Here is a 20,547-nt window from a genome sequence, read left to right as displayed (position 1 = left end):
CATGCCATGCCGCTCCGACCGAACAGGGACGTCTTCATCACCTGCGCCGTGACGGGCGCGGGCGACACCACGTCGCGCTCCGACAAGGTGCCGGTGACGCCCGCCGAGATCGCGGCGGCGGCGGTCGAGGCCGCCGAGGCCGGGGCGGCGATCGCGCATATCCATGTCCGCGACCCGGAGACGGGGAAGGGCGCCCGCGATCCGAAGCTCTACCGCGAGGTCGTCGAGAGGATAAGCGACTCCGGCGTGGACATGGTGCTGAACCTGACCGCGGGGATGGGCGGCGACCTTGTGCTCGGTTCGACCGAGGCGCCGTTCCCGGTCGATCCCGCCGGAACCGACATGGTCGGCGCGAGCGAACGTCTCGCCCATGTCGCCGAGCTCCTGCCGGAGATCTGCACGCTCGACTGCGGGACGATGAACTTCGGCGAAGGCGACTACGTGATGACCAACACACCCGCGATGCTGCGGGACATGGCGCGTCGCATCCAGAGCCTCGGCGTGCGACCGGAGATCGAGGTTTTCGACACCGGCCATCTGCTGCTCGCGCAATGGCTGAAGGCGCAGGGAGTGATCGACGACCCGGTGATGGTCCAGCTCTGCATGGGCATTCCCTGGGGCGCGCCCAATGACATCGGCACGCTGAAGGCCATCGTCGACACCATGCCCGAGGGCTGGACCTTCTCCGCCTTCTCGATCGGCCGCGACCAGCTGCCCTATGCCGCGCTCGCGGTGCTCGCGGGGGGGAATATCCGCGTCGGCCTCGAGGACAATATCTGGCTCGACAAGGGGGTGCTGGCGACGAATGGCGCCTTGGTCGAACGCGCGGTCACGATGGTGGGCGCGATGGGATGCCGGCTGCTAGGCCCCGCCGAGGTCCGGGCGAAGCTCGGTTTGGAGCGCCGGTGGTGAGCGCGCCCCGCAAGGCCGCCTGCGTCGGCGGTGGCGTGATCGGCGCGGGCTGGGTCGCGCGGCTGGCTCTGGCCGGAGTCGATGTCGCGATCTTCGATCCCGGTCCGGAGGCGGAGCGGATCGTGAACGAGGTCATGTCGAACGCGGAGCGTGCCTATGCGCGACTCCATTCCGCGCCGCTGCCGCCCAGAGGGCAGCTCAGCTTCGCGCCGACGATCGAGGCGGCGGTGGCGGAGGCCGATTTCATCCAGGAGAGCGTGCCGGAACGGCTCGACCTGAAGCGGAGCGTGCTCGCGGCGATCGACGCGGCGGCGCGGCCGGACGCGCTCATCGGCTCCTCGACCTCCGGGCTGCTGCCGAGCGACCTGCAGGAGGGGATGGCGCATCCCGAACGCCTCGTCGTGGCGCATCCGTTCAACCCGGTCTATCTGCTGCCGCTGGTCGAGATCGTCGCGGGCCGGGCGACCGCGGCCGGGACGGTCGGACGCGCGCGTGACCTCTACTCCGCTCTCGGCATGAAGCCGGTGGTGATTCGGCGCGAGATCGAGGCCTTCGTCGGCGACCGGCTCCTCGAGGCGCTCTGGCGCGAGGCGCTCTGGCTCGTCAATGACGAGGTGGCGACCGTCGAGGAAATCGACGACATCATCCGCTATTCCTTCGGTCTCAGATGGGCCCAGATGGGCCTGTTCCAGACCTACCGGATCGCCGGAGGCGAGTCCGGGATGCGGCACTTTCTCGCCCAGTTCGGGCCGGCGCTGAAATGGCATTGGACGAAGCTCATGGACGTGCCAGATCTGGACGAGAAGCTGGTCGACAGAATCGCGCGCCAGTCGGACGAGCAGACCGGGAACCTGTCCATCCGCGAGCTTGAGAGAATTCGCGACGACAATCTCGTCGCAACGATACGCGCCCTCGCGGCGCGGCGCGGGGGATCGGGTTGGGGCGCCGGCGCGCTCCTCCGCGCACAGGAAGACCGGCTGCGTGCCTCCGCCCGGCAAGAGGACGGCGTGGGCGAGCCGATCCGCCTTGTGGAAGGCGAAGTGCCGGAGGCGTGGATCGACTACAACGGCCACATGACCGAGCACCGCTATCTCCAGGTCTTCGGCGAGACCACCGACGCGTTGCTGGCCCGGATCGGCGCCGACGCGGATTACGTCGCCGGCGGGCGCAGCTACTACACGGTCGAAACGCATATCATGCATCTCGACGAGGCGAAGCGGGGCGACCGGTTCTTCTCGACGACGCAGATCCTCGCGAGCGACGAGAAGCGCATCCGGGTCTTCCATCGCCTCTTCGCCGAGGATGGCACCGCGCTCGCGACCGCGGAACAGACGCTGCTCCATGTCGACATGAAGGCCGGCCGCGCCGCTCCCGCCGATCCGGCCGTGCTGACGAAGCTCGCCGGGCTCGCCGCCCGGCATCGCGGGCTCGACTGGCCGGAAACGGCCGGCCGGGCGGTGGGGGAGCCGCGGTAGGCCCCCCGCGCGTTCAGCCGACCAGCGCGCCGATCCCGAAGAGCACTCCCCCGATCAGCGCGCCGAGCACGGCGCCGTTGATCCGGATGAACTGCAGGTCGGGGCCGATTTCCGCCTCGAACCGCGCGTTCAGCTCCTCGGGCTCCCAGCCCGAGATCACCTCCTCGATATAGACGGCGATCGCCGGCCCGGCCTCGCCGACGATCCGTCCGGCGAGGCTGGCGATGCGGGCATCGGCGGCCTCGCGCGCCTCCGGCGTCGCGAGCGCGCGGGCGGCGGTGTCGCGGATCAGCCGGGCGAGCGGGCCCGCCACCGCGTCGGGGTCCGCGGCGATCCGCGTCCGTAACCGCTCGCGAAGCTCCGAGGCGACGGCGCCCAGCGCCGCGTCGAAGGCACCGGAGCGGATCAGGTTGTCGCGGGCCTCGCCGACCGCCCGGTTCAGCGCGCCTTCCTTTTCGAGCGCGTCGACCATCCGGTCGAAGGCGGCCTCGAAGTCCTGGCGCATCCGCGAATCGGTCTGGCGGAGATCGTCGAGCATGGCGAGCACCGCGTTGACGACCAGATCGGCGATGGAGCGATCGACGCGCGAGGCGATCCACCACCGGCTGTTCTCCTGAACCAGTGCGACCGCGGTCTCGCGATTCTCGTCGATCGCGCGGCGCACGACATCGAAGACCTCGCCGGCCACGCCGCCCCGGACGCCGGATTTGACGAGTTCCGCCACCTGCCCCGCGATCGCGGCGTTGGAGGCGATCGTTCCGGCCCGCCGTCGGACCCAGGCGCGCGCCTTTGCCATCGCGCGGGGCGGCGGATCGGTCCTGAGCAGCATTTCGACGAGGTCCGTCAACTCGCGCGCCACCGCCTCGGCCGTACCGGGCCGCGCGAGCCAGTCGGAGATCAGCCGCGCCGGGCCGACCGCGCGGACCCGCGCTTCGATCTGGTCCGGCCCCAGGAAATGCGTCCTGAGGAAGCGGCCCACGTTCTTCGCCGCCCGCGCCTGATTGCGCGGCAGCAGCGCGGTATGCGGGATCGGCAGGCCGAGCGGATGCCGGAAGAGCGCCGTGACCGCGAACCAGTCCGCGAGCCCACCGATCATGCCGGCTTCCGCCATGGCGCGCAGGAGACGCACCCCGGCGCCCGGATCGGGCACGAGCAGCGTGGCGCCGAACACCGCGCCCATGGCGACGAGTACGCCCGTGGCCATCCGCCTCGTCCGCCTCAGCGCATCTTCCGGCGCCGGCGGTGGGGTCGGTGAAGCGTCAGCCATCCTGCTCCATCCTGCTCCTTCGGTTTCTGTTTCGGTCCCTCGCGGAGAAAGGTCGCGATGGTCGAGGCGGTTCCAGCCGGATCGGTCGGATCGAAAGGCGTCCGCGATCCATCTTCACCACCACGGGCGCCGGGCGAGAGGGTGGCCGATGGCGAGGACGGCTGATCAAGGCCGGCAGTCAGGGGCGGCGGGTCAGCGGTGCCCCCCGGTTTCCCGCGCGCAGCCCGGGTTCGGCGCCGGCCTCAGGCCCCGGGATCGGCCGCGTCGGGCTTGCGCAACTCGCGCCGCAGGATCTTGCCGACGTTCGACTTCGGCAGCTGATCGAGGAAGACGATCTGCTTCGGCACCTTGTAGGCGGCGAGTTCCCGGCGGCAATGCGCGATCACGTCGCTCTCGGTCACTTCTGCGTCCGGCAGCTTCACCGCGAAGACCCTGAGCGCCTCGCCCGTCCTCTCGTCCGGAACGCCGACGCAGGCGCATTCGGCGATGCCGTCGCAACCAGTCACGCTCGCCTCGACTTCATTGGGATAGACGTTGAAGCCCGAGACGAGAACCATGTCCTTCTTGCGATCGACGATCTTCAGAAAGCCCCCGTCCGCCAGCACGCCAACGTCGCCGGTCCGGAAGAAGCCGTCCTCGGTGAAGGCGGAACGGTTCGCCTCGTCGTTGTTCCAGTAGCCCTTCATCACCTGGGGCCCGCGGGCGCAGATCTCGCCCGCCTCGCCCGGCGGCGCGTCCATGCCCTCGGCGTCGAGGAGCCGGATCTCCGTCGAGGGCACCGGCAGGCCGCAGCTCGCGGTGAAATCGCTGACCGACAGCGGGATGATGGAGAGAATCGGCGAGGTTTCCGAGAGCCCGTAGCCTTCCTTGATGTGATGGCCGGTCAGCGTCCGCCACTTGTCGGAAGTCGCGCGGATCACCGCGGCGCCACCGCCGATTGCCAGCTTGTAGCCGGAGAAGTCGATCTCACCGACGCGCGGATGCGCGCTCAGCCCCTGGAAGAGCGTGTTGACACCCGGGATGACGGAGAATTTCGTGTCCTTGATCGCGTCGATGAAGGCGTCCATGTCGCGGGGATTGGGGATCAGCACCGCCTTCGCGCCAGCCGTCAGATAGGCGACCATCACCATGAGGCCGAAGATGTGGTAGAGCGGCAACGCCACCACCAGCACTTCGCGGCCCGGGTCCATCGCCTCGGGCACGACCGCCTTGTACTGCTCCGCGTTCGCGACGATGTTGCGATGGGTCAGCACGGCGCCTTTGGAGAGGCCGGTGGTTCCGCCCGTGTACTGAAAGAACAGGATGTCGTCACCGGTCAGCTCGACCGGCTCGTAAGGCAGGTCGGCGCCCTTCGCCAGGGCGTCGGCGAAACGGGGGCGGTCGCCCAGGCGCGCGTCGACCGCGGGCGAGGGGATCGGAAGGCCGGGCCCGTCGCCGAGGTCGATGGTCACCACCCTCTTCACTGGCGTCTGATCGATGATCTCGGCCAGCACCGGGGTCGAGCCGCCGTAGATGAGGATCGTCTCGGCACCGGCGTCGTTCAACTGGTGAGCGAGTTCGCGCGGCGAATAGAGCGGGTTCACGTTTACCTGCGCCGCGCCGGCCCGGATGATGCCGAGCATGGCGATGGGAAAGGCGAAGACATTCGGGCACATCAGGGCGACGCGGTCGCCGCGCCCGACGCCGAGTTCCGTCCGGAGCCAGGCAGCGAGCGCCCTGGAGGCCCTGTCGACTTCATCGTAGCTCATCGTCTGGCCGAAGCACTCGAAGGCGGGCAGATCGCCGAAACTGGCGACGGCCTCCTCGAAAAGCGCGACGACCGAGGGATAGGCATCCGCGTCTATCTCGCTCGGAACACCGGGGCCGTAGCTGTCGATCCAGGGCCTGTTCATTCTCTCCTCCCGCCCCTTGCCGGGGCATTTCCATCGTGGGGGGCGAAGCCGCCGCCGGTCTTGCCAGCCCGCCAGGCCGGCGGGCCAGTTCTCTTTAGCAGATCACGCCGCCTTGTCGTGCTTGAGAAGATCCGCGATCGGGGCGATCGTCTCCTCGGTCTTGGCCCGGGCGAGGTCCACGAATTCCTTCGTGTGGGTCGCCGACATCTCGATACGGTGCTGGACGAAGGCCGCCTGCAGCTCCGCCACGTCGCGCAGACAGCGGGCCCGGACCGTGGCGCGCGCGTGCTCCCCGGCCTCGGTCAGGATCTCGCGGCCGAAGCCGCCGAGAGCGCCGCCGAGTTCGACGAGGCCCGAGACATAGGCCTTGCCGCCGTTGCCGAGCGCTTCGCCGATGCCGCCGGCCACGGCGCGGGCGTCCTGGATCCGGGCGCGCACGCCCGTCGCGATGGTCTCGCTGTTCTGTGAATCGGTCCTGGTCGTGGTGTTCATTTCGTCCTCCTTGGACATGGGGGGCGCCGACGAACGCCGCCGTGCGCCCTCGCTGGTCAACAAGGGCTAACCATGTCACCGATCGGCGAAGGAGAATTGCGCCTGCGCGATTGGAATTTGATTCCGCGCGTCACCTTGGCCGGGCACGAAGGCCGAGAGGTCCGCCGGACACCGGAGACTCGCAGGGCTGGCAGGGGTCCGTTCGCGAGGGGCGGGCGGCCCGCGATGTGCGCGCCGGCGATCCTCAGGCCGCGAGGCGGGAATAGGCGCCGGCGCGGGCGATGAGTTCCTCATGCGTGCCGGTCTCCACGATCCGGCCGCGGTCCATCACCGCGATCCGGTCGGCACCCCGCACCGTGGCGAGCCGGTGGGCGATGACCAGCGTCGTGCGCCCGACGGCGAGCGCATCGAGGGCCGCCTGGATCTCGCGCTCGGTCTGGCTGTCGAGCGACGAGGTCGCCTCGTCGAGGATCAGGATCGGCGGATTCTTCAGGAAGGCCCGCGCGATCGCGACGCGCTGCTTCTGTCCCCCGGAGAGGGTCACGCCGCGCTCGCCGACAACGGTGTCGAGCCGTTCGGGCAGGGTCTCGATGAAATCGGCGATCCGGGCCTTCCCCGCGGCGTCCATGATCTCCGCGTCGGAGGCGCCGAGGCGTCCGTAGGCGATATTCTCGCGGATCGTGCCGCCGAAGAGGAACACGTCCTGGCTCACGAGGCCGATCTGGCGGCGCAGGCTCTCGATCGTCATCTCGGCGAGCGGGAGCCCGTCGATGAGGATGCGGCCCGTCGTCGGCTCGTAGAACCGGGGCACCAGCGAGAGGAGCGTGCTCTTGCCCGCCCCCGAGGCGCCGACGAAGGCGACCGTCTCTCCCGGCGCGACATCGAGCGTGATGTCGTGGAGGACCGGCCGGTCGTCGTTGTAGAAGAAGCCGACCCGGTCGAAGGAGATCGCGCCACCGAACGCCGGCGCGGGTTTCGCATCGGACCCGTCGGCGATCTCGGGCTCTGTCGCGAGCAGGTCGAGGTAGCGCTGGAAGCCCGCGATGCCCTTGGGATAGACCTCCATCACCGCCGCGATCTTCTCGAGCGGGCGGAAGAAGACGTTCACCAGCAGCAGGAAGCCGACGAACCCCCCGGCGGTCAGGCCGCCGGAGAGGACGAGTCCCGCGCCGAAGACCATGACCACGACCTGCACGAAGCATGCCCATGTAGTTGAGCGCCTGACTCGCGGCCATCACGCGGTAGCCTTCGAGCTTCGCCTCGCGGTAATGGGCGTTGTCGGCCGCGAAGAGATCGCGTTCGTGACCCTCGTTGGCGAAGGCCTGGACGAGCCGGATACCGCCGAGCGCCTCCTCGAGCCGCACGTTGAACTGCCCGAGACGTGCGAAGATCGCCCGCCACGTGGCGGTCATCCGCGCGCCGTAATGCGAGACGATCCAGACCGTCACCGGCACGATCAGAACGGTCAGGAGCGCGAGGGACGCGTTGATCCAGAGCATGAGGCCGAGGGCGCCCGCGAAGGTCATCACCGCGATGAAGAGATCCTCCGGCCCGTGGTGCGCGACCTCGCCGATCTCTTCCAGATCGCGGGTGACGCGCGCGACGAGCTTGCCGGTCCGGGTGCGGTCGTACCAGCGCCAGGAGAGGCTCGTGAGGTGATCGAAGGCGCGGGCGCGCATCTCGGTCTCTATATTGATGCCGAGCATGTGGCCCCAGTAGGTCACGATCGCCATCAGTCCGGCGTTCAGGATGTAGATCACCAGCAGCCCGGCGGCGGCGGCGAGCGTCAGGCTCCAGTTTCCCTGCGGCAGCAGCCGGTCGATGAAGAAGGTGACGGCCAGCGGAAAGGCAAGTTCGAGCAGGCCCGAGAGCACGGCGCAGCCAAAGTCCAGCCAGAACAGGCGCTTCCACGGACGATAGTACTCGAAGAACTGGCGAAGCATCATTCTGGTCCTCGGTAGGCGCGACCGGAACTGCCCCGGCCGGTCGGTTGCGCCATCACCGCGGGCGATCCGTCAGGGCGCCGGTGCGTTTCGAGCACGTCCTCGATGATGGATGCGCGGGCGCCGCGCCGCGTCGTCGCGGGGAACGAACGCCCGGGGTGGTTCGCGGGAATTCCTGAGTGAAAGACTTGGAGAAGTCAAGGCCGGTTCCCCGCGCGGAGGCTTCGCCGCGGCGATCGAATACCGTCGCTCCTTGCACGGGGCAGCGCATCGTGCCATCCGCGCCTTCGCGGAATATGATGTGGCACCGGACGCCGTTCCGAAGACGTGCCGGGTGCCGATGGCGGTTCAGATGACGGATAAAGACACGGACAAGCCGAACCCTGCGCCCTGGCGCCTGTCCGTCGCACCGATGATGGACTGGACGGATCGTCACTGCCGGGCGTTTCACCGCCAGTTCACGCGGCGCGCGCTGCTCTATACCGAGATGGTCACCACCGGGGCGATCCTGCGCGGTCCGCGCGACAGGCTGCTCGAATACGGCGAGGTGGAGCATCCCGTCGCCCTCCAGCTCGGCAGTTCGGAGCCGGCGGATCTCGCGGAGGCGACGCGGATCGCGGTCGCGCTCGGCTATGACGAGATCAACCTCAATGTCGGCTGCCCGTCCGACCGGGTGCGCTCGGGCTGTTTCGGCGCGGTGCTGATGAAGAGCCCCGAACTCGTCGCGGATTGCGTCGCCGCGATGATCTCGGCGGCCGGCGCGACGCGGGTCACGGTCAAGTGCCGGATCGGCGTCGACGCGCAGGAACCGGAGGAAGTGCTGCCCGCCTTTCTCGAGCGGATCGCCGCCGTGGGCGTCTCCTCCTTCGCGATTCACGCGCGAAAGGCCTGGCTCCAGGGTCTGAGCCCGAAGGAGAACCGGGAGATCCCGCCGCTCGACCACCCGCTCGTCCTCCGGATGAAGGTGGCCTTTCCGAATCTGACCATCGCGATCAATGGCGGCATCACCGACCTCGCGATGGCGGAGCGGCTTCTGGCGCAGGGCATCGACGGAGTGATGATCGGGCGCGCCGCCTATCACGATCCGGCGCTGCTCGGGGCGGTCGATCATCGGCTGTTCGGGGTCGGAGAACCGGTCGCGGCGGAAGCGGCGGTCAGGGGCATGCTGCCCTATATCGAGGCCGAACGGCGGCGGGGGACACCGCTCCATTCGATCACCCGGCACATGCTCGGCGCGTTTCAGGGCCGGCCGGGTGCGCGGGCCTGGCGCCGGCGGCTCTCCGAGGGGGCGCACCGGCCGGGCGCGGGACCCGAACTCGTGCTGGCCGCGCTGGGTGAGATCGCGGAAGCCCCGCCGATGGAGACGCGCGCGGCCAGCGTGTCCTGAGCCCCTCCGGGGTCCCGCCTGAGCTCCGTCCGATCCCGGCCCGAGGTGCTCCGGCCGGAAATCCTTTGATCCGGCGCGGCGGGCGCGGTAGGGCAGGGAGACTGACCGATTCATCCGATCGCGAGACCGCCATGCCCCAAGCCGACCTGCCGCATCTTCTCACGCTGGCCGCGTTCCTGATCGCGATCGGCGGTTTCGCCGGCGTCATCGCGGGGATGCTCGGCGTGGGCGGGGGAATCGTGCTCGTCCCCGCGTTTCTCTACACGTTCATCGCGCTCGGCTACGAGAGCCCCTATGTCATGCAGGTCTGCCTCGCGACCTCGCTCGCGACGATCGTGGTGACCTCGATGCGCTCGATCCGCAGCCACATGGCGAAAGGCGCCGTGGACCGCGACATCCTGCGGGGCTGGGCGCCCTGGATCGCGGCGGGAGCACTCGTCGGCGTGGTCGCGGCGGGCGGGATGAAATCGACGGCGCTCATCCTGATCTTCGGTGTGCTCGGCACCATCATCGGCGTCTACATCGCCTTCGGCCATGACGACTGGCGGCTTGGCGATCACATGCCGACGCGCTGGGGCCGCTGGATCACCGGGCCGATCGTTGGGTTTCTCTCGGTGCTCATGGGGATCGGCGGCGGCAGTTTCGGCGTGCCGCTGATGCGGCTTTTCAACGTTCCGATCCACCGGGCGGTCGGCACGGCCTCGGGTTTCGGGATGGTGATCGCCGTGCCCTCGGTCCTCGGCTTCCTGCTGAGCGGATGGCGGCTCGAGGGGCTGCCGCCGTTCACCATCGGCCTCGTGAACCTGCCCGCCTTCGCCATCGTGGTCGCGGTAACAATGATTACAACGCCTTGGGGCGTGGCGCTCGCGCATGCGATGAACCCCAAGCCGCTGAAGCGGGTCTTCGGCGGCTTTCTGATCCTTGTCGCGCTCAACATGCTGCGGAAGTCGTTGATGGGCTGAGAGGCCGATCCCGCGCCGATGCGCCGGGTCAGGGCCGGATGTATCCCAGCCGGTCGAGGAAGCCCTGCAGGATGAAGCCCGCCGCGACGTGATCGATCACCTGCGCGCGGCGGCCGCGCGACGCGTCGGCTTCGAGCAGGGCGCGTTCGGCTGCGACTGTGGAGAGCCGCTCGTCCCAGAAGGTGATCGGCTCGGCGAGGACGCCCGCGAGGTTGCGGGCGAAGGCGCGGGTCGATTGCGCGCGCGGCCCTTCGGAGCCGTCCATGTTCCGGGGCAGGCCGAGGACGACGCCGCCGATCGCGCGTTCGGCGATGATCTCGGCGAGGCTCACGGAATCGACGCTGAACTTGCCGCGTCGCAAGGTCCGAAGCGGTGTCGCAACCCGGCGCGTCGTGTCGGAGACGGCGAGGCCGATGGTCTTGTCGCCGAGGTCGAGCCCGATCAACGCGCGGCGCGCGGGCAAGGCGGCGGCGAAGGCTTCGATCTCGGGGATCACCATCCTCTGGTCACCGCGCGCTCAGACCGGCCGCCCGCGCCGCCTCGGCGAGGCTGTCGAGCGCGGCCGGGTCATCGGCGAACTGCGCCTTCGCCCTGTCCCAGCTCGCCTGTGCGTCGCTCACGCGGCCGAGCACGCCCTGCGAGCGGATCAGCCGGGCCCAGTCCTCGGCCGTGCCCCCGTCCGTGTCGAGCCGGGCGGCGAGTTGGCCCACCATGCCCTCGATCATGGATTGGCGGTCCTCGGCCGCCATCTTCCCCGCCGCTTCGATCTCGGCGGCGCTCGGCCCGGGGGGCTGGGGAGTGGCGGCCCGAGGGGCGGCGGCCCGCGGGGCGCCGGGGACATCCGGGGGTGGCAGGCCGGCCATGCGGGCGACCTCGCCGATCTGGCTCCGGATCGTCGGTATCCACGGCGCGGTCTCCGGTCCCTCGGCGAGTAGCCCGCTCCAGATCCGGTAGGCGAGGTCCGGCCGGCCGCCCTGCAGCAGGGTGATCCCGGAATAATACCGCGCGAGCTGGTGTCCCGGCTCGCGCGTCAGCGCCTGGCCGAGCGCCGCCTCGGCTTCGGGCGAGACGTAGCCGTTGGTTGCGAGGATCATCAGTTCGGCCCATTCGGCATAGTCGTCGGCCGTGGCGCGCTCGCCGAGAATCCCGATGAGGGCCCCTTGCGCCGCGCGCGCTCCGGCCCAGTCGCCAAGCCCTCCCAGCGCGCGGGCGAGCAGGCGCTGGCCCCGCTCGTCCCTGGGCCGGCTCGCGACGGCTTCCTTCAGCCGCGCGATCAGGATCGAGTCCGGGTCGTTGGCGCTTAGCTCGGGCGCGCTCACCTCGGGCGCGGCGTCGCGCCTTGGCCCCGGCGCGGGCGGCGGGGTGGAGCCGACGTCGTCCGGCAGGGGTATCCGGGCCCCCGCGGCGGCGAGGGCGGCCTCGGCCTCCGCCTGGCCGGGGCGGTCCGCCCGCTCGGCGGCGGCGCGTTCGAGCCGTGCGAGAAGCGGCTGGTCCCCGAGTTCCGGCGAGCCGAGCGAGGCGTAGAGGCCGAGCCCCGCGAGCAGGAGCAGGACGGTCAGCCCGGCGCCGGCGAGGCGGGAGGCGCGCCGGGGAGCGGCGCCCGACGCGTCGGAGCTCCCGCCGTCCGCTCCGGCGCTGGCCAGCAGGCGGCGGGAGACCTCGATCTCGGTCGCGCGCGCCTCCGCCTCGGTCATCAGGCCGCGCGTCTTGTCCGCCTCGATCTCGCGAAGCTGGTCGCGGAACACTTTCGCGTCATAGCGGGCACGCGACTCGGCGGGGGCGGCGCCGCGCAGCATGGGTGCGAAGAGCGCCCCGAAGCTCACGAGCGCCCCGGCCGCCGCGATCACCCAGAAGAGAAAACTCGCCGTCATTCTAGACCGTCATTCCGCCCCGTGCCCCTTCGCGCGCGGACCCTAGGAGCTTGGCGGGGCGCGCGCAATCGGCGAAGGGCCCCGGCCGGCGGGTCGGCCGGGCCGATGGCGAGCATGTGATCGGCGAACCCGTGCCTTCGATGCCGCCTCAGGCTCACAGGATGTCGGTATCGGTACCGGAGGGGATGAAGCGGCATTGGCGCCGCCGTCCGATTGGGGCAAGACTGACGCGCCGTCAGCATCGGGAGTGCTCGTCGTCCATGCGCCGCTATTCCGTCTTTTCGCTCGCCCGCGAGGCGCTCCGCCATCACACCGGCTGGGAGCGCGCCTGGCGCTCGCCGGACCCGAAGCCCGGTTACGAGGTGGTGATCGTCGGCGCGGGCGGGCATGGTCTCGCGACAGCGTATTATCTCGCGAAGAACCACGGGGTCCGGAACGTGGCGGTCCTGGAGAAGGGCTGGCTCGGCGGCGGGAACACCGGGCGGAACACGACGATCATCCGCTCGAACTATCTGCAGCCGCCCTCCGCGGCGATCTTCGAGAAGGCGCGCGCGCTTTACGAGACGCTGAGCCAGGATCTGAACTTCAACGTGATGTTCTCCCCGCGAGGCGTGCTCATGCTGGCGCAGACCGAGCATGAGCTCAGGGCCTGGAAACGAACCTGGTACGCGAATCGCCTCGCAGGGATCGAGACCGAGATGGTGACGCCCGCGCGGATCAGGGAGATCGTGCCGGCGATCAATCTCGCGGGCCCGCGGTATCCCGTGCTGGGCGGGCTCTGGCAGGCGCCGGGCGGCACCGCGCGGCATGACGCCGTGGCCTGGGGCTATGCCCGCGCGGCCTCCGACATGGGCGTCGACATCATCCAGAACTGCGAGGTGACAGGGATCGACCGCGACCCCGAGGGTGTGACCGGCGTGCGTACCACCAAGGGCGAGATCGCCTGCCGCAAGCTCTGCATCGTCGTCGCGGGCTCGTCCGGTGTGCTCGCCGAGATGGCGGGGTTCCGGCTGCCGATCGAGAGTCTCGCGCTGCAGGCGCTGGTCTCGGAGCCGGTGAAGCCCGCGATCGATTGCGTGATCATGGCCAACACGGTTCACGGCTATCTCAGCCAGTCCGACAAGGGCGAGATGGTCATCGGCGGCGGGACCGACGGGTTCAACAACTACACCCAGCGCGGCAGCTTCCATCATGTCGAGGAGACCCTGCGCGCGCTGATCGAGACCTTCCCGATGCTGAGCCGCCTGAAGATGCTGCGCCAGTGGGGCGGCATCGTCGACATGACGGGGGACCGGTCGCCGATCATCGGCACCACCCCGGTACCGGGGATCTTCGTCAATTGCGGCTGGGGCACCGGCGGGTTCAAGGCGATCCCGGGCTCGGGCTGGGCCTGCGCCGAGATGGTGGCGAAGGGCACGCCGGGCGATCTCGCGGGCCCCTTCGGACTCGACCGGTTCACCGAGGGGCGGATGATCGACGAAAGCGTCGCCGCCGCCGTCGCGCACTGAGCCGGCCATGTTCGCCCGGTCGCCTCACCCGTTTCTCCCGCCCACCGCCCGCCGCGATCCTCCCTGGCGCGATCCTCCCTGGCGCGATCCTTCCCGGCGCGATCCTGCTCGCCGTGAGCCTTCCCCGAGTGATCCCTCCCCGATCGATCCCTGCCCGATCGATCCCACGAGGGATCGTCGCCGGCCCGGCGCCCGGCGGAGTTCCTCGTGGAGAAGTCCGCGTTCAGGCTCCCGACTCCGCCACCGCGTCGCGCGCGTCGACATAGGCGCTCCATGCGGCGCGGAAGTCTTCGCGCGCCCGGCGCAGCCGGTCGCGGGAGCCCATGCGACGCGGACAACCGCTCCCCGATCCGGCGCGCGCGGGGTCCCACTGGTCGCGCGCGGTGAGCCTTACAAGCCGTGCCTCCGCCCGTTCCGCCGCCCGGCGGGCCGTCTCCACCTCTCCGATCATCGCGGGTTCCTCCCTCGCCACGAGTCCCTTGCGATGAGAATAAAACGAGAACAAACCTTCGCGCAACCGTCCTGCGCGGTCTGGTTAACGCCCTCGCTCTCCAGCGTCCGTGATCCATATTCTCGAGGTTTTCCATGCTCTTGCTGACCTGTCCTTACTGCGGAGTAGAAGCCGAGGAGACCGAGTTCGCGCCGGGCGGGCAGGCGCATCTGAGGCGCGTGGCCGCCGGGTCGGAGGACGACGCCTTCGCCGGCTATCTCTTCACACGGAAGAACCCACGCGGCGTCCATTTCGAGCGCTGGCGCCACGCCTATGGCTGCGGCAAGTGGTTCCATGTCGCCCGCGACACCGCGACCCTGGAGATCTTCGGCAGCTATTCCGCGCAGACTTCCGCGCCGACCGAGGCGATCCTTGCGAAGATCCGCGACCGCCGACCGGGCTGGGAGGGCTGGTCATGAGCACGCGTCTCGCCACCGGCGGCCTGCTGATCGATCGCGCGGCGCCCGTGTCCTTCACCTTCAACGGACGCCGGCTGAGCGGCTACGCGGGCGACACGCTCGCCTCCGCGCTGCTCGCCAACGGGCAGCTGCTGCAGGGGCGGAGCTTCAAGTATCACCGGCCGCGCGGTCCGGTCGCCTCCGGGGTCGAGGAGCCGAACGCGCTCGTCAACCTCGGCGCCGGGCCGCGGTCCGAGCCGAATGCGCGCACGACCACGACCGAGTTGCGCGAGGGGCTGGAGGCGCGGAGCCAGAACCATTGGCCGAGCCTCGATTTCGACCTCGGCGGGATCAATGCGCGGATCGCGCCGATGCTGCCGGCGGGGTTCTACTACAAGACCTTCATCCATCCGCGCGCCGCCTGGAAGGCGCTGTTCGAGCCGGCGATCCGCCGCTCCGCCGGGCTCGGGGTCGCGCCGGAAACCGGCGACGCGGATCGCTACGAGTATCTCTACGCCCATGTCGATGTGCTGGTCGCGGGCGGTGGCGTGTCGGGGCTCGCCGCGGCGCTGGCCACCGGCCGGGCCGGGGCGCGGGTCCTGCTGATGGAGCAGGCGCCGTTCTGGGGCGGGCGGGCGCTCACCGATGCTCCCGAGATCGACGGGCGCCCCGCGGCGGACTGGATCGCGGCGACGCTCGACGCGCTCGACGCGCTGCCCAACGTGACGCGGCGGGCGCGGGCGATGGTCTCGGGCGCCTATGACCATGGGTACGTGCTGGCCGAGGAGCGGCTGGACGAGGCCGCGCGCACAGGCCCGAGGGCGCGGCTCTGGCGCGTCCGGGCGCGGCGGGTGATCACCGCGACCGGCGCGCTGGAGCGACCGCTCGCCTTCGCGGGCAATGATGTTCCCGGCGTGATGCTCGCCTCCGCGGTTCGGGACTACGTTGAGCTCTACGGCGTAAGCATTGGGGATCGAACGGTTGTCGTCACCAGTAACGATGACGGCTATCGCACGGCGATCACGCTGGCCCGCGCAGGGCTGAGCGTTCCCGCGGTGCTCGATGCGCGACCGGCGGCCGCCGGGCCGCTGCCCGAGGAGGCACGCGCGCTCGGCATCAGGGTCGAGACCGGCCGCGGTGTGGCGCGCGTCAAGGGCGGGAAGTCGGTGACCGGGGTCGTGGTCTGCGCCCAGGCGGGCGAGGGGGCGAGGCTCGAAGACATCGCCTGCGACGCGGTGGCGATGTCGGGCGGCTGGTCCCCGGTCGTGCATCTCTGGTCGCATTCGGGCGGCAAGCTCGCCTGGAACGAGACCCTGGCGCATTTCGCGCCCGACACCGGCCGGCCGCCGCTCGGGCCCGATGGCGAGGGCTTCGCGATCCCCGCGGGCTCGGCCTCCGGCGCGCTCGTCGCCGAACAGGCGATGACCGACGCCCACGCGGCCGGGCTCCGCGCCGCGCAGGAGCTTGGGTTCGCGGTCGAGGACTCCGCTCCCCCGGTGGCGCGCACGCCCCGGGAAGATCCGCTGCTCGCGGTCTGGATGATGCCTGAGGGCGCCGCGCCGAAGCTGCGCGCCAAGGCGTTCCTCGATTTCCAGAACGACGTGAAGGTCTCGGACGTGCGGCTCGCGGCGCAGGAGGGCTATGTCTCGGTCGAGCACACGAAGCGCTACACGACGCTCGGGATGGCGACGGATCAGGGGAAGCTCAGCAACATCAACGGACTCGCGACGCTTGCTCAGGCGCTGTCGATGCCGATCCCCGCGGTCGGCACCACGACCTTCCGCCCGCCCTACACGCCCGTCACCTTCGGCTCGCTCGCGGGCGAGGCGCGCGGCGCGCTCTTCAAGCCGGTGCGCGGGACGCCGATCGACGCCTGGGCGGAGGCGAACGGCGCGGATTGGGAGCCTGTCGCGGACTGGCGGCGCGCCTATTGCTACCGGCGGGGCGGAGAGTCGCGGGAGGAGGCGGTTCGGCGCGAAGTCCTCAACACACGCGAACGGGTCGGCGCCCTCGACGCCTCGACGCTCGGCAAGATCCTCGTGAAAGGACCGGACGCGGGGAAGTTTCTCGATCTTCTCTATACCAATGTCATGTCCTCACTCGGGATCGGCAAATGCCGCTACGGGCTCATGTGCAACGAGAACGGCTTTCTCTTCGACGATGGCGTGGTGATCCGTCTCGCCGATGACACCTTCCTCTGCCACACCACGACCGGAGGCTCCGACCGGGTCTTCGCCTGGATGGAGGAATGGCTGCAGACCGAGTGGTGGGACCTGAAGGTCTACGTGGCCAACCTCACCGAGCAATACGCGCAGGTCGCGGTCGTCGGGCCGAAGTCGCGCGAGGTTCTGGCCGCGCTCGGCGGCATGGATCTCTCGAAGGAGGCGATGCCCTTCATGACATTCGCCGAGGGTGCGCTGGGCGGCATCCCTGCGCGGGCGCACCGGATCTCCTTCTCGGGCGAGTTGTCCTTCGAGATCGCGGTGCCGGCGAACCGGGGGCAGGAGTTCTGGGACGCGGTGATGGCCGCGGGCGAGCCGCTCGGCATCCAGCCCTACGGCACCGAGGCGCTCCACGTCATGCGCGCCGAGAAGGGCTTCATCATGATCGGCGACGAGACCGACGGCACGGTGATCCCCCAGGACCTCGGCCTCGGCTGGGCGGTCTCGAAGAAGAAGGCGGATTTCATCGGCAAGCGGGCGCAGGCCCGTCCCGAGATGATCCGGCCGGATCGCAAGACCCTCGTCGGCCTCAGGACGCAGGAGCCGGCCCGGGTGTTGCCGGACGGGGCACATGCCGTCGAAGGCCCGGTGGCGGAGACGGGGCCGACCAGGACGATCGGTCACGTGACCTCGACCTATTTCTCGCCGACGCTCGGCCATTCGATCGCCATGGCGCTGATCGAGGGCGGCGCCGGACGCATGGGGCAGGTGCTCGACTTTCCGCTCCATGGCGGCGAGGTGATGCGTGCAACCGTCTGCGATCCGGTGTTCCTCGACAAGGAAGGGAGCCGCCAGAATGTCTGATCTCGCCGTCACCCGCGCCGCGCCGCGCGGCATGGTCACGATCCGGGCCGATTTCGCGGCGCCGGGCGCGCAGTCGGCGCTGCTCGCGGCGACCGGCTGCGTCATGCCGGGACAGCGGCGGATCGCCTTCGAGGGCCGCCGCGCGGTCGCCTGGATGTCGCCCGACGAGGCGCTGCTCTTCCTGCCGCCCGAGGAGGTCGCAGGCGTTCCCGCGGCGGTCGCCGAGGCGCTGGGCGGCGCGCCGCATCTCGCGGTCGATGTCTCCGACGCCCGGGTGATCTTCCGGATCGCAGGGGCGGGCGCGCGGATGGTGCTCGCCAAGGGCGCTCCGATCGATCTCTCGCCGCTTGCCTTCCGGCCCGGCGACTTCCGCCGCACACGGCTCGGACAGGTCGCCACCGCGATCTGGATGACCGAGGACGGCGCGTTCGAACTCATGTGCTTCCGTTCGGTGGCGGATTTCGTCGAGGGCTGGCTCCTCAACGCGGCGGGCAGCGTGGATGCGAGCCTGCTGGGGTCCGGGCTCTTCGCCGAGACGGGAGCCGTGCCGGCGTCCTGACCGGTCGGGGCGGGCGGGGCCACGGCATGCCCGCCTCCGTCCGGGTCCCGCGACGATCCCTGAACCGCGTCCCTTGACGTGCCCTGAGGGTTCCTTACGGTGTTACGATGCACCCAAGGCAAGGGAGAGCCAGAGCATGAATCGCATCGTCCGTTTCGCCGCGGCCAGTCTTCTGATCGGCGCGGCCTCGCCCGCGATGGCCCTGAACGTCTGTGTCGAAGGTGCCTATCCGCCGTTTTCCGAGACCGCCGCCGATGGCTCGATCGTCGGCTTCGACATCGACATCGCCAACGCGCTCTGCGCCGAGATGGGCGAGAGCTGCGAGATGGTTAAAGTCGACTGGGACGGCATCATCCCCGCGCTGCTGGAAAAGAAATGCGATGCGATCGTCGCCTCGATGTCGATCACCGAGGAGCGCAAGCAGGTGATCGATTTCAGCGAGAAATACTACAACACGCCGGCGCGTTTCGTCGCGGCCAAGGAAAACGACCTCACCTTCACCCCCGCAGGCCTCTCGGGCAAGATCGTCGGCGTTCAGCGCGGCACGATCCATCAGGCCTTCATGGAGGGGGAGTTTCCCGACACCGACCTCCAGCTCTACGGCACGCAGGACGAACTGACGCTCGATCTCACGGCGGGCCGCGTCGACGCGGCGATGGCCGACACCGTTCCGCTCGATCTCGGCTTCCTGAAGCGTCCCGAAGGCGCGGATTACGCCTTCTTCGGCGAGGCCTATTCGATGCCGCAATATCACGGCGAGGGCATGGGCATCGGTGTGCGCAAGGAGGATACCGAGCTTCGCGACAAGCTCTCCGCGACGATCGAGGCGATCCGCGCGAACGGTACCTATGACGAGCTCGTCGGGAAGTATTTCGACTTCGACATCTATGGCAGCTGATCCGATGGCGGTTGATCCGGGCCGGGCCTGAGGCGACCGGGGCGCGCGCCGGATGGAGCATCTCGTCACCTACCTGCCTCTCCTCGCGCGCGGCTGGCTCGTCACGATCTCGCTGGCGGTCCTGGCACTCGTGCTCGCGACGGTGCTGGGGGCGCTCGGAGCGGCGGGACGGCTCAGCGCGTCGCCGATCGCCCGCGGGGCGGTGTTTCTCTATTCGACGATCATCCGCGGCGTGCCGGATCTCGTCCTGCTGCTCCTCGTCTATTTCGGGGGGCAGCGGCTGATCAACACCATCCTCGGCGCGATCGGTGTCGAGCCGGTCGATCTCTCGCCCTTCCTCGCCGGCGTGCTCGCGATCGGGTTCATCTACGGCGCCTATCTCACGGAGACCTTCCGCGGCGCCTTTCTCGCGGTGCCCCGCGGGCAGATCGAAGCCGCCTCGGCGCTCGGCCTGCACCGTTGGCGGCTGCTGAGGCACGTATTGATGCCGCAGATCATCCGCGCCGCGCTGCCGGGCTATGGCAATACCTGGCAGGTGCTGGTGAAATCGACGGCGGTGGTCTCGGTCATCGGCCTGCAGGATCTCGTCGGCTACGCCAACGACGCGGGCAAGACGACGCGGGAGCCCTTCGTCTTCTTCGTCGCCGTGCTCGCGGGCTATCTCTTCATCACCTGGGCCTCGACCCGGATTCTCGCCATGCTGGAGCGGCGGGCGGAGCGGGGCTACGCCGATGCGCGTTGACCTCATCCTCGAGAACTGGACGCTCTTCGCCGAGGGCGTCTGGGTCACGACGCAGTTGACCGTGCTCGCGCTTCTCATCGGTTTCGCGATCGCCTTGCCCGCCGGCCTCGCCCGGGCGCGGCGCGCGCCGTTCTGGGACCCGCTGATCGGCGGCTATGTCTATCTCTTCCGGGGCACGCCGCTTCTCGTGCAGACCTTCCTGATCTACTACGGTCTCGCGCAGTTCGGCTGGGTCCGGTCGAGCTGGGCCTGGACCTTCCTGCGCGATCCGTGGTGGTGCGCGATCATCGCCTTTTCCCTGAACTCCGGCGCCTATGCCACGGAGATCATTCGCGGCGCGGTGATGACGACGCCGAAGGGCGAGCTGGAGGCGGCGGCGGCGCTCGGGCTCTCGCCCCGGCAATCGACCTGGCTGGTGCTGATCCCCTCGGCGCTCCGCCGCGCCCTGCCGCAATATGGCAACGAGGTCGTCTTCATGCTCCATGGCTCCGCGGTCGCGAGCATCATTACGCTGAAGGACATCCTCGGCGCCGGGCGCACGCTCAATGCGCGGTTCTACCTCGCCTACGAGGGGATCCTGACCGCGGCGCTGCTCTACATGGCGATCACCTTCCTGCTGGTCTGGCTGTTTCGCCGGCTCGAAAACCGGTACCTGCGGCATCTCACGGTCTCGCGCTGACGCTGCGATCCCGCCCGCGGGGCTTTTCCGCCGGCGCGCGAGACGC

The 20,547-nt window shown here is 69.7% G+C and carries 17 protein-coding genes and 1 pseudogene; 11 read left to right on the top strand and 7 right to left on the bottom strand.

Annotation, left to right across the window (positions count from 1 at the left end; genetic code table 11):
* Positions 1-6 precede the first annotated feature (6 nt).
* Both ACLJK8_RS10165 and ACLJK8_RS10160 read left to right on the top strand, forming a co-directional pair.
* Positions 7-912, top strand: coding sequence for a 3-keto-5-aminohexanoate cleavage protein (locus tag ACLJK8_RS10165; protein WP_413150110.1), 906 nt, complete (start codon positions 7-9; stop codon positions 910-912).
* A complete protein-coding gene (locus ACLJK8_RS10160) occupies positions 909-2,387 on the top strand; it encodes a carnitine 3-dehydrogenase (RefSeq protein WP_413150108.1) in 1,479 nt (492 codons plus the stop codon). Before ACLJK8_RS10165 ends, ACLJK8_RS10160 begins: the two co-directional genes overlap by 4 nt.
* A 13-nt stretch (positions 2,388-2,400) precedes the next feature.
* On the opposite strand, the gene ACLJK8_RS10155 is transcribed toward ACLJK8_RS10160, so the two are convergent.
* The 4 genes and pseudogenes from ACLJK8_RS10155 to ACLJK8_RS10140 all read right to left on the bottom strand — a co-directional run bounded on the left by ACLJK8_RS10155 (position 2,401) and on the right by ACLJK8_RS10140 (position 7,981).
* Positions 2,401-3,591 carry a DUF445 domain-containing protein gene (locus tag ACLJK8_RS10155; RefSeq protein ID WP_413150107.1) on the bottom strand — a complete coding sequence of 397 codons (1,191 nt, stop codon included), beginning with the start codon at positions 3,589-3,591 and terminating at the stop codon, positions 2,401-2,403.
* Between the two features lie 305 nt (positions 3,592-3,896).
* Positions 3,897-5,546 (bottom strand): AMP-binding protein, encoded by a 1,650-nt coding sequence (locus ACLJK8_RS10150; RefSeq protein WP_413150106.1) that lies wholly within the window; start codon positions 5,544-5,546, stop codon positions 3,897-3,899.
* Positions 5,547-5,648: 102 nt separating this feature from the next.
* On the bottom strand, positions 5,649-6,038 hold the full coding sequence (locus ACLJK8_RS10145; protein WP_413150105.1) for a phasin family protein: 390 nt from the start codon (positions 6,036-6,038) through the stop codon (positions 5,649-5,651).
* Positions 6,039-6,282: 244 nt separating this feature from the next.
* A pseudogene (locus tag ACLJK8_RS10140) lies at positions 6,283-7,981 on the bottom strand (ABC transporter ATP-binding protein).
* Between the two features lie 352 nt (positions 7,982-8,333).
* On the opposite strand from ACLJK8_RS10140, the gene dusA reads away from it, so the two are divergent.
* Both dusA and ACLJK8_RS10130 read left to right on the top strand, forming a co-directional pair.
* Positions 8,334-9,368, top strand: coding sequence for a tRNA dihydrouridine(20/20a) synthase DusA (gene dusA / locus ACLJK8_RS10135; RefSeq protein ID WP_413150104.1), 1,035 nt, complete (start codon positions 8,334-8,336; stop codon positions 9,366-9,368).
* A 131-nt stretch (positions 9,369-9,499) separates the two neighbouring features.
* Positions 9,500-10,330, top strand: a complete 831-nt coding sequence (locus ACLJK8_RS10130; RefSeq protein WP_413150102.1) for a sulfite exporter TauE/SafE family protein — start codon at positions 9,500-9,502, stop codon at positions 10,328-10,330.
* Positions 10,331-10,358: 28 nt separating this feature from the next.
* Here ACLJK8_RS10130 and ruvX read toward each other — a convergent pair whose 3' ends face one another.
* Both ruvX and ccmI read right to left on the bottom strand, forming a co-directional pair.
* Entirely contained in the window at positions 10,359-10,829 is a 471-nt protein-coding gene (gene ruvX, locus ACLJK8_RS10125) for a Holliday junction resolvase RuvX (RefSeq protein ID WP_413150101.1), read from the bottom strand.
* 7 nt (positions 10,830-10,836) lie between these two features.
* On the bottom strand, positions 10,837-12,201 hold the full coding sequence (gene ccmI, locus ACLJK8_RS10120; protein ID WP_413150100.1) for a c-type cytochrome biogenesis protein CcmI: 1,365 nt from the start codon (positions 12,199-12,201) through the stop codon (positions 10,837-10,839).
* 260 nt (positions 12,202-12,461) lie between these two features.
* Between ccmI and ACLJK8_RS10115 the strand changes: the two genes are divergently transcribed.
* A complete protein-coding gene (locus ACLJK8_RS10115) occupies positions 12,462-13,709 on the top strand; it encodes a sarcosine oxidase subunit beta family protein (RefSeq protein ID WP_413150099.1) in 1,248 nt (415 codons plus the stop codon).
* Positions 13,710-13,932: 223 nt separating this feature from the next.
* On the opposite strand, the gene ACLJK8_RS10110 is transcribed toward ACLJK8_RS10115, so the two are convergent.
* Positions 13,933-14,160 carry a hypothetical protein gene (locus ACLJK8_RS10110; protein ID WP_413150097.1) on the bottom strand — a complete coding sequence of 76 codons (228 nt, stop codon included), beginning with the start codon at positions 14,158-14,160 and terminating at the stop codon, positions 13,933-13,935.
* A 134-nt stretch (positions 14,161-14,294) separates the two neighbouring features.
* Here ACLJK8_RS10110 and ACLJK8_RS10105 point away from each other — a divergent pair, with 134 nt between their 5' ends.
* The 6 genes from ACLJK8_RS10105 (at position 14,295) to ACLJK8_RS10080 (ending at position 20,501) form a co-directional block, all read left to right on the top strand.
* Positions 14,295-14,618: a sarcosine oxidase subunit delta gene (locus tag ACLJK8_RS10105; RefSeq protein ID WP_413150096.1), complete on the top strand. Its 324-nt coding sequence runs from the start codon at positions 14,295-14,297 to the stop codon at positions 14,616-14,618.
* Positions 14,615-17,623 (top strand): sarcosine oxidase subunit alpha family protein, encoded by a 3,009-nt coding sequence (locus ACLJK8_RS10100; protein WP_413150095.1) that lies wholly within the window; start codon positions 14,615-14,617, stop codon positions 17,621-17,623. Before ACLJK8_RS10105 ends, ACLJK8_RS10100 begins: the two co-directional genes overlap by 4 nt.
* The gene (locus tag ACLJK8_RS10095; protein ID WP_413150094.1) at positions 17,616-18,182 is read left to right on the top strand and encodes a sarcosine oxidase subunit gamma; all 567 of its coding nucleotides are present in this window, start codon (positions 17,616-17,618) and stop codon (positions 18,180-18,182) included. The genes ACLJK8_RS10100 and ACLJK8_RS10095 overlap by 8 nt, the downstream gene beginning before the upstream one ends.
* Before the next feature lie 136 nt (positions 18,183-18,318).
* The gene (locus tag ACLJK8_RS10090; protein WP_413150093.1) at positions 18,319-19,080 is read left to right on the top strand and encodes a transporter substrate-binding domain-containing protein; all 762 of its coding nucleotides are present in this window, start codon (positions 18,319-18,321) and stop codon (positions 19,078-19,080) included.
* Between the two features lie 52 nt (positions 19,081-19,132).
* Complete coding sequence (locus ACLJK8_RS10085; protein ID WP_413150092.1) at positions 19,133-19,822, top strand: ABC transporter permease; 690 nt, start codon at positions 19,133-19,135, stop codon at positions 19,820-19,822.
* On the top strand, positions 19,812-20,501 hold the full coding sequence (locus ACLJK8_RS10080) for an ABC transporter permease (RefSeq protein WP_413150091.1): 690 nt from the start codon (positions 19,812-19,814) through the stop codon (positions 20,499-20,501). Before ACLJK8_RS10085 ends, ACLJK8_RS10080 begins: the two co-directional genes overlap by 11 nt.
* Positions 20,502-20,547 lie beyond the last annotated feature (46 nt).

The organism is Amaricoccus sp. W119 (assembly GCF_047275745.1).
Classification (GTDB): Bacteria; Pseudomonadota; Alphaproteobacteria; order Rhodobacterales; family Rhodobacteraceae; genus Amaricoccus.
Note: the sequence above shows the minus strand (reverse complement) of the source record. Positions and strands in the feature narration are given on the sequence as shown.

Coding starts and splice junctions, on each gene's coding strand:
- ACLJK8_RS10130 (WP_413150102.1), top strand. CDS start 9,500: ATGCCCCAAGCCGACCTGCCGCATCTTCTCACGCTGGCCGCGTTCCTG.
- ACLJK8_RS10085 (WP_413150092.1), top strand. CDS start 19,133: ATGGAGCATCTCGTCACCTACCTGCCTCTCCTCGCGCGCGGCTGGCTC.
- ACLJK8_RS10100 (WP_413150095.1), top strand. CDS start 14,615: ATGAGCACGCGTCTCGCCACCGGCGGCCTGCTGATCGATCGCGCGGCG.
- ACLJK8_RS10145 (WP_413150105.1), bottom strand. CDS start 6,038: ATGAACACCACGACCAGGACCGATTCACAGAACAGCGAGACCATCGCG.
- ACLJK8_RS10155 (WP_413150107.1), bottom strand. CDS start 3,591: ATGGCCACGGGCGTACTCGTCGCCATGGGCGCGGTGTTCGGCGCCACG.
- ACLJK8_RS10110 (WP_413150097.1), bottom strand. CDS start 14,160: ATGATCGGAGAGGTGGAGACGGCCCGCCGGGCGGCGGAACGGGCGGAG.
- ACLJK8_RS10095 (WP_413150094.1), top strand. CDS start 17,616: ATGTCTGATCTCGCCGTCACCCGCGCCGCGCCGCGCGGCATGGTCACG.
- ccmI (WP_413150100.1), bottom strand. CDS start 12,201: ATGACGGCGAGTTTTCTCTTCTGGGTGATCGCGGCGGCCGGGGCGCTC.
- ACLJK8_RS10090 (WP_413150093.1), top strand. CDS start 18,319: ATGAATCGCATCGTCCGTTTCGCCGCGGCCAGTCTTCTGATCGGCGCG.
- ACLJK8_RS10165 (WP_413150110.1), top strand. CDS start 7: ATGCCGCTCCGACCGAACAGGGACGTCTTCATCACCTGCGCCGTGACG.
- dusA (WP_413150104.1), top strand. CDS start 8,334: ATGACGGATAAAGACACGGACAAGCCGAACCCTGCGCCCTGGCGCCTG.
- ACLJK8_RS10150 (WP_413150106.1), bottom strand. CDS start 5,546: ATGAACAGGCCCTGGATCGACAGCTACGGCCCCGGTGTTCCGAGCGAG.
- ACLJK8_RS10105 (WP_413150096.1), top strand. CDS start 14,295: ATGCTCTTGCTGACCTGTCCTTACTGCGGAGTAGAAGCCGAGGAGACC.
- ACLJK8_RS10080 (WP_413150091.1), top strand. CDS start 19,812: ATGCGCGTTGACCTCATCCTCGAGAACTGGACGCTCTTCGCCGAGGGC.
- ACLJK8_RS10115 (WP_413150099.1), top strand. CDS start 12,462: ATGCGCCGCTATTCCGTCTTTTCGCTCGCCCGCGAGGCGCTCCGCCAT.
- ruvX (WP_413150101.1), bottom strand. CDS start 10,829: ATGGTGATCCCCGAGATCGAAGCCTTCGCCGCCGCCTTGCCCGCGCGC.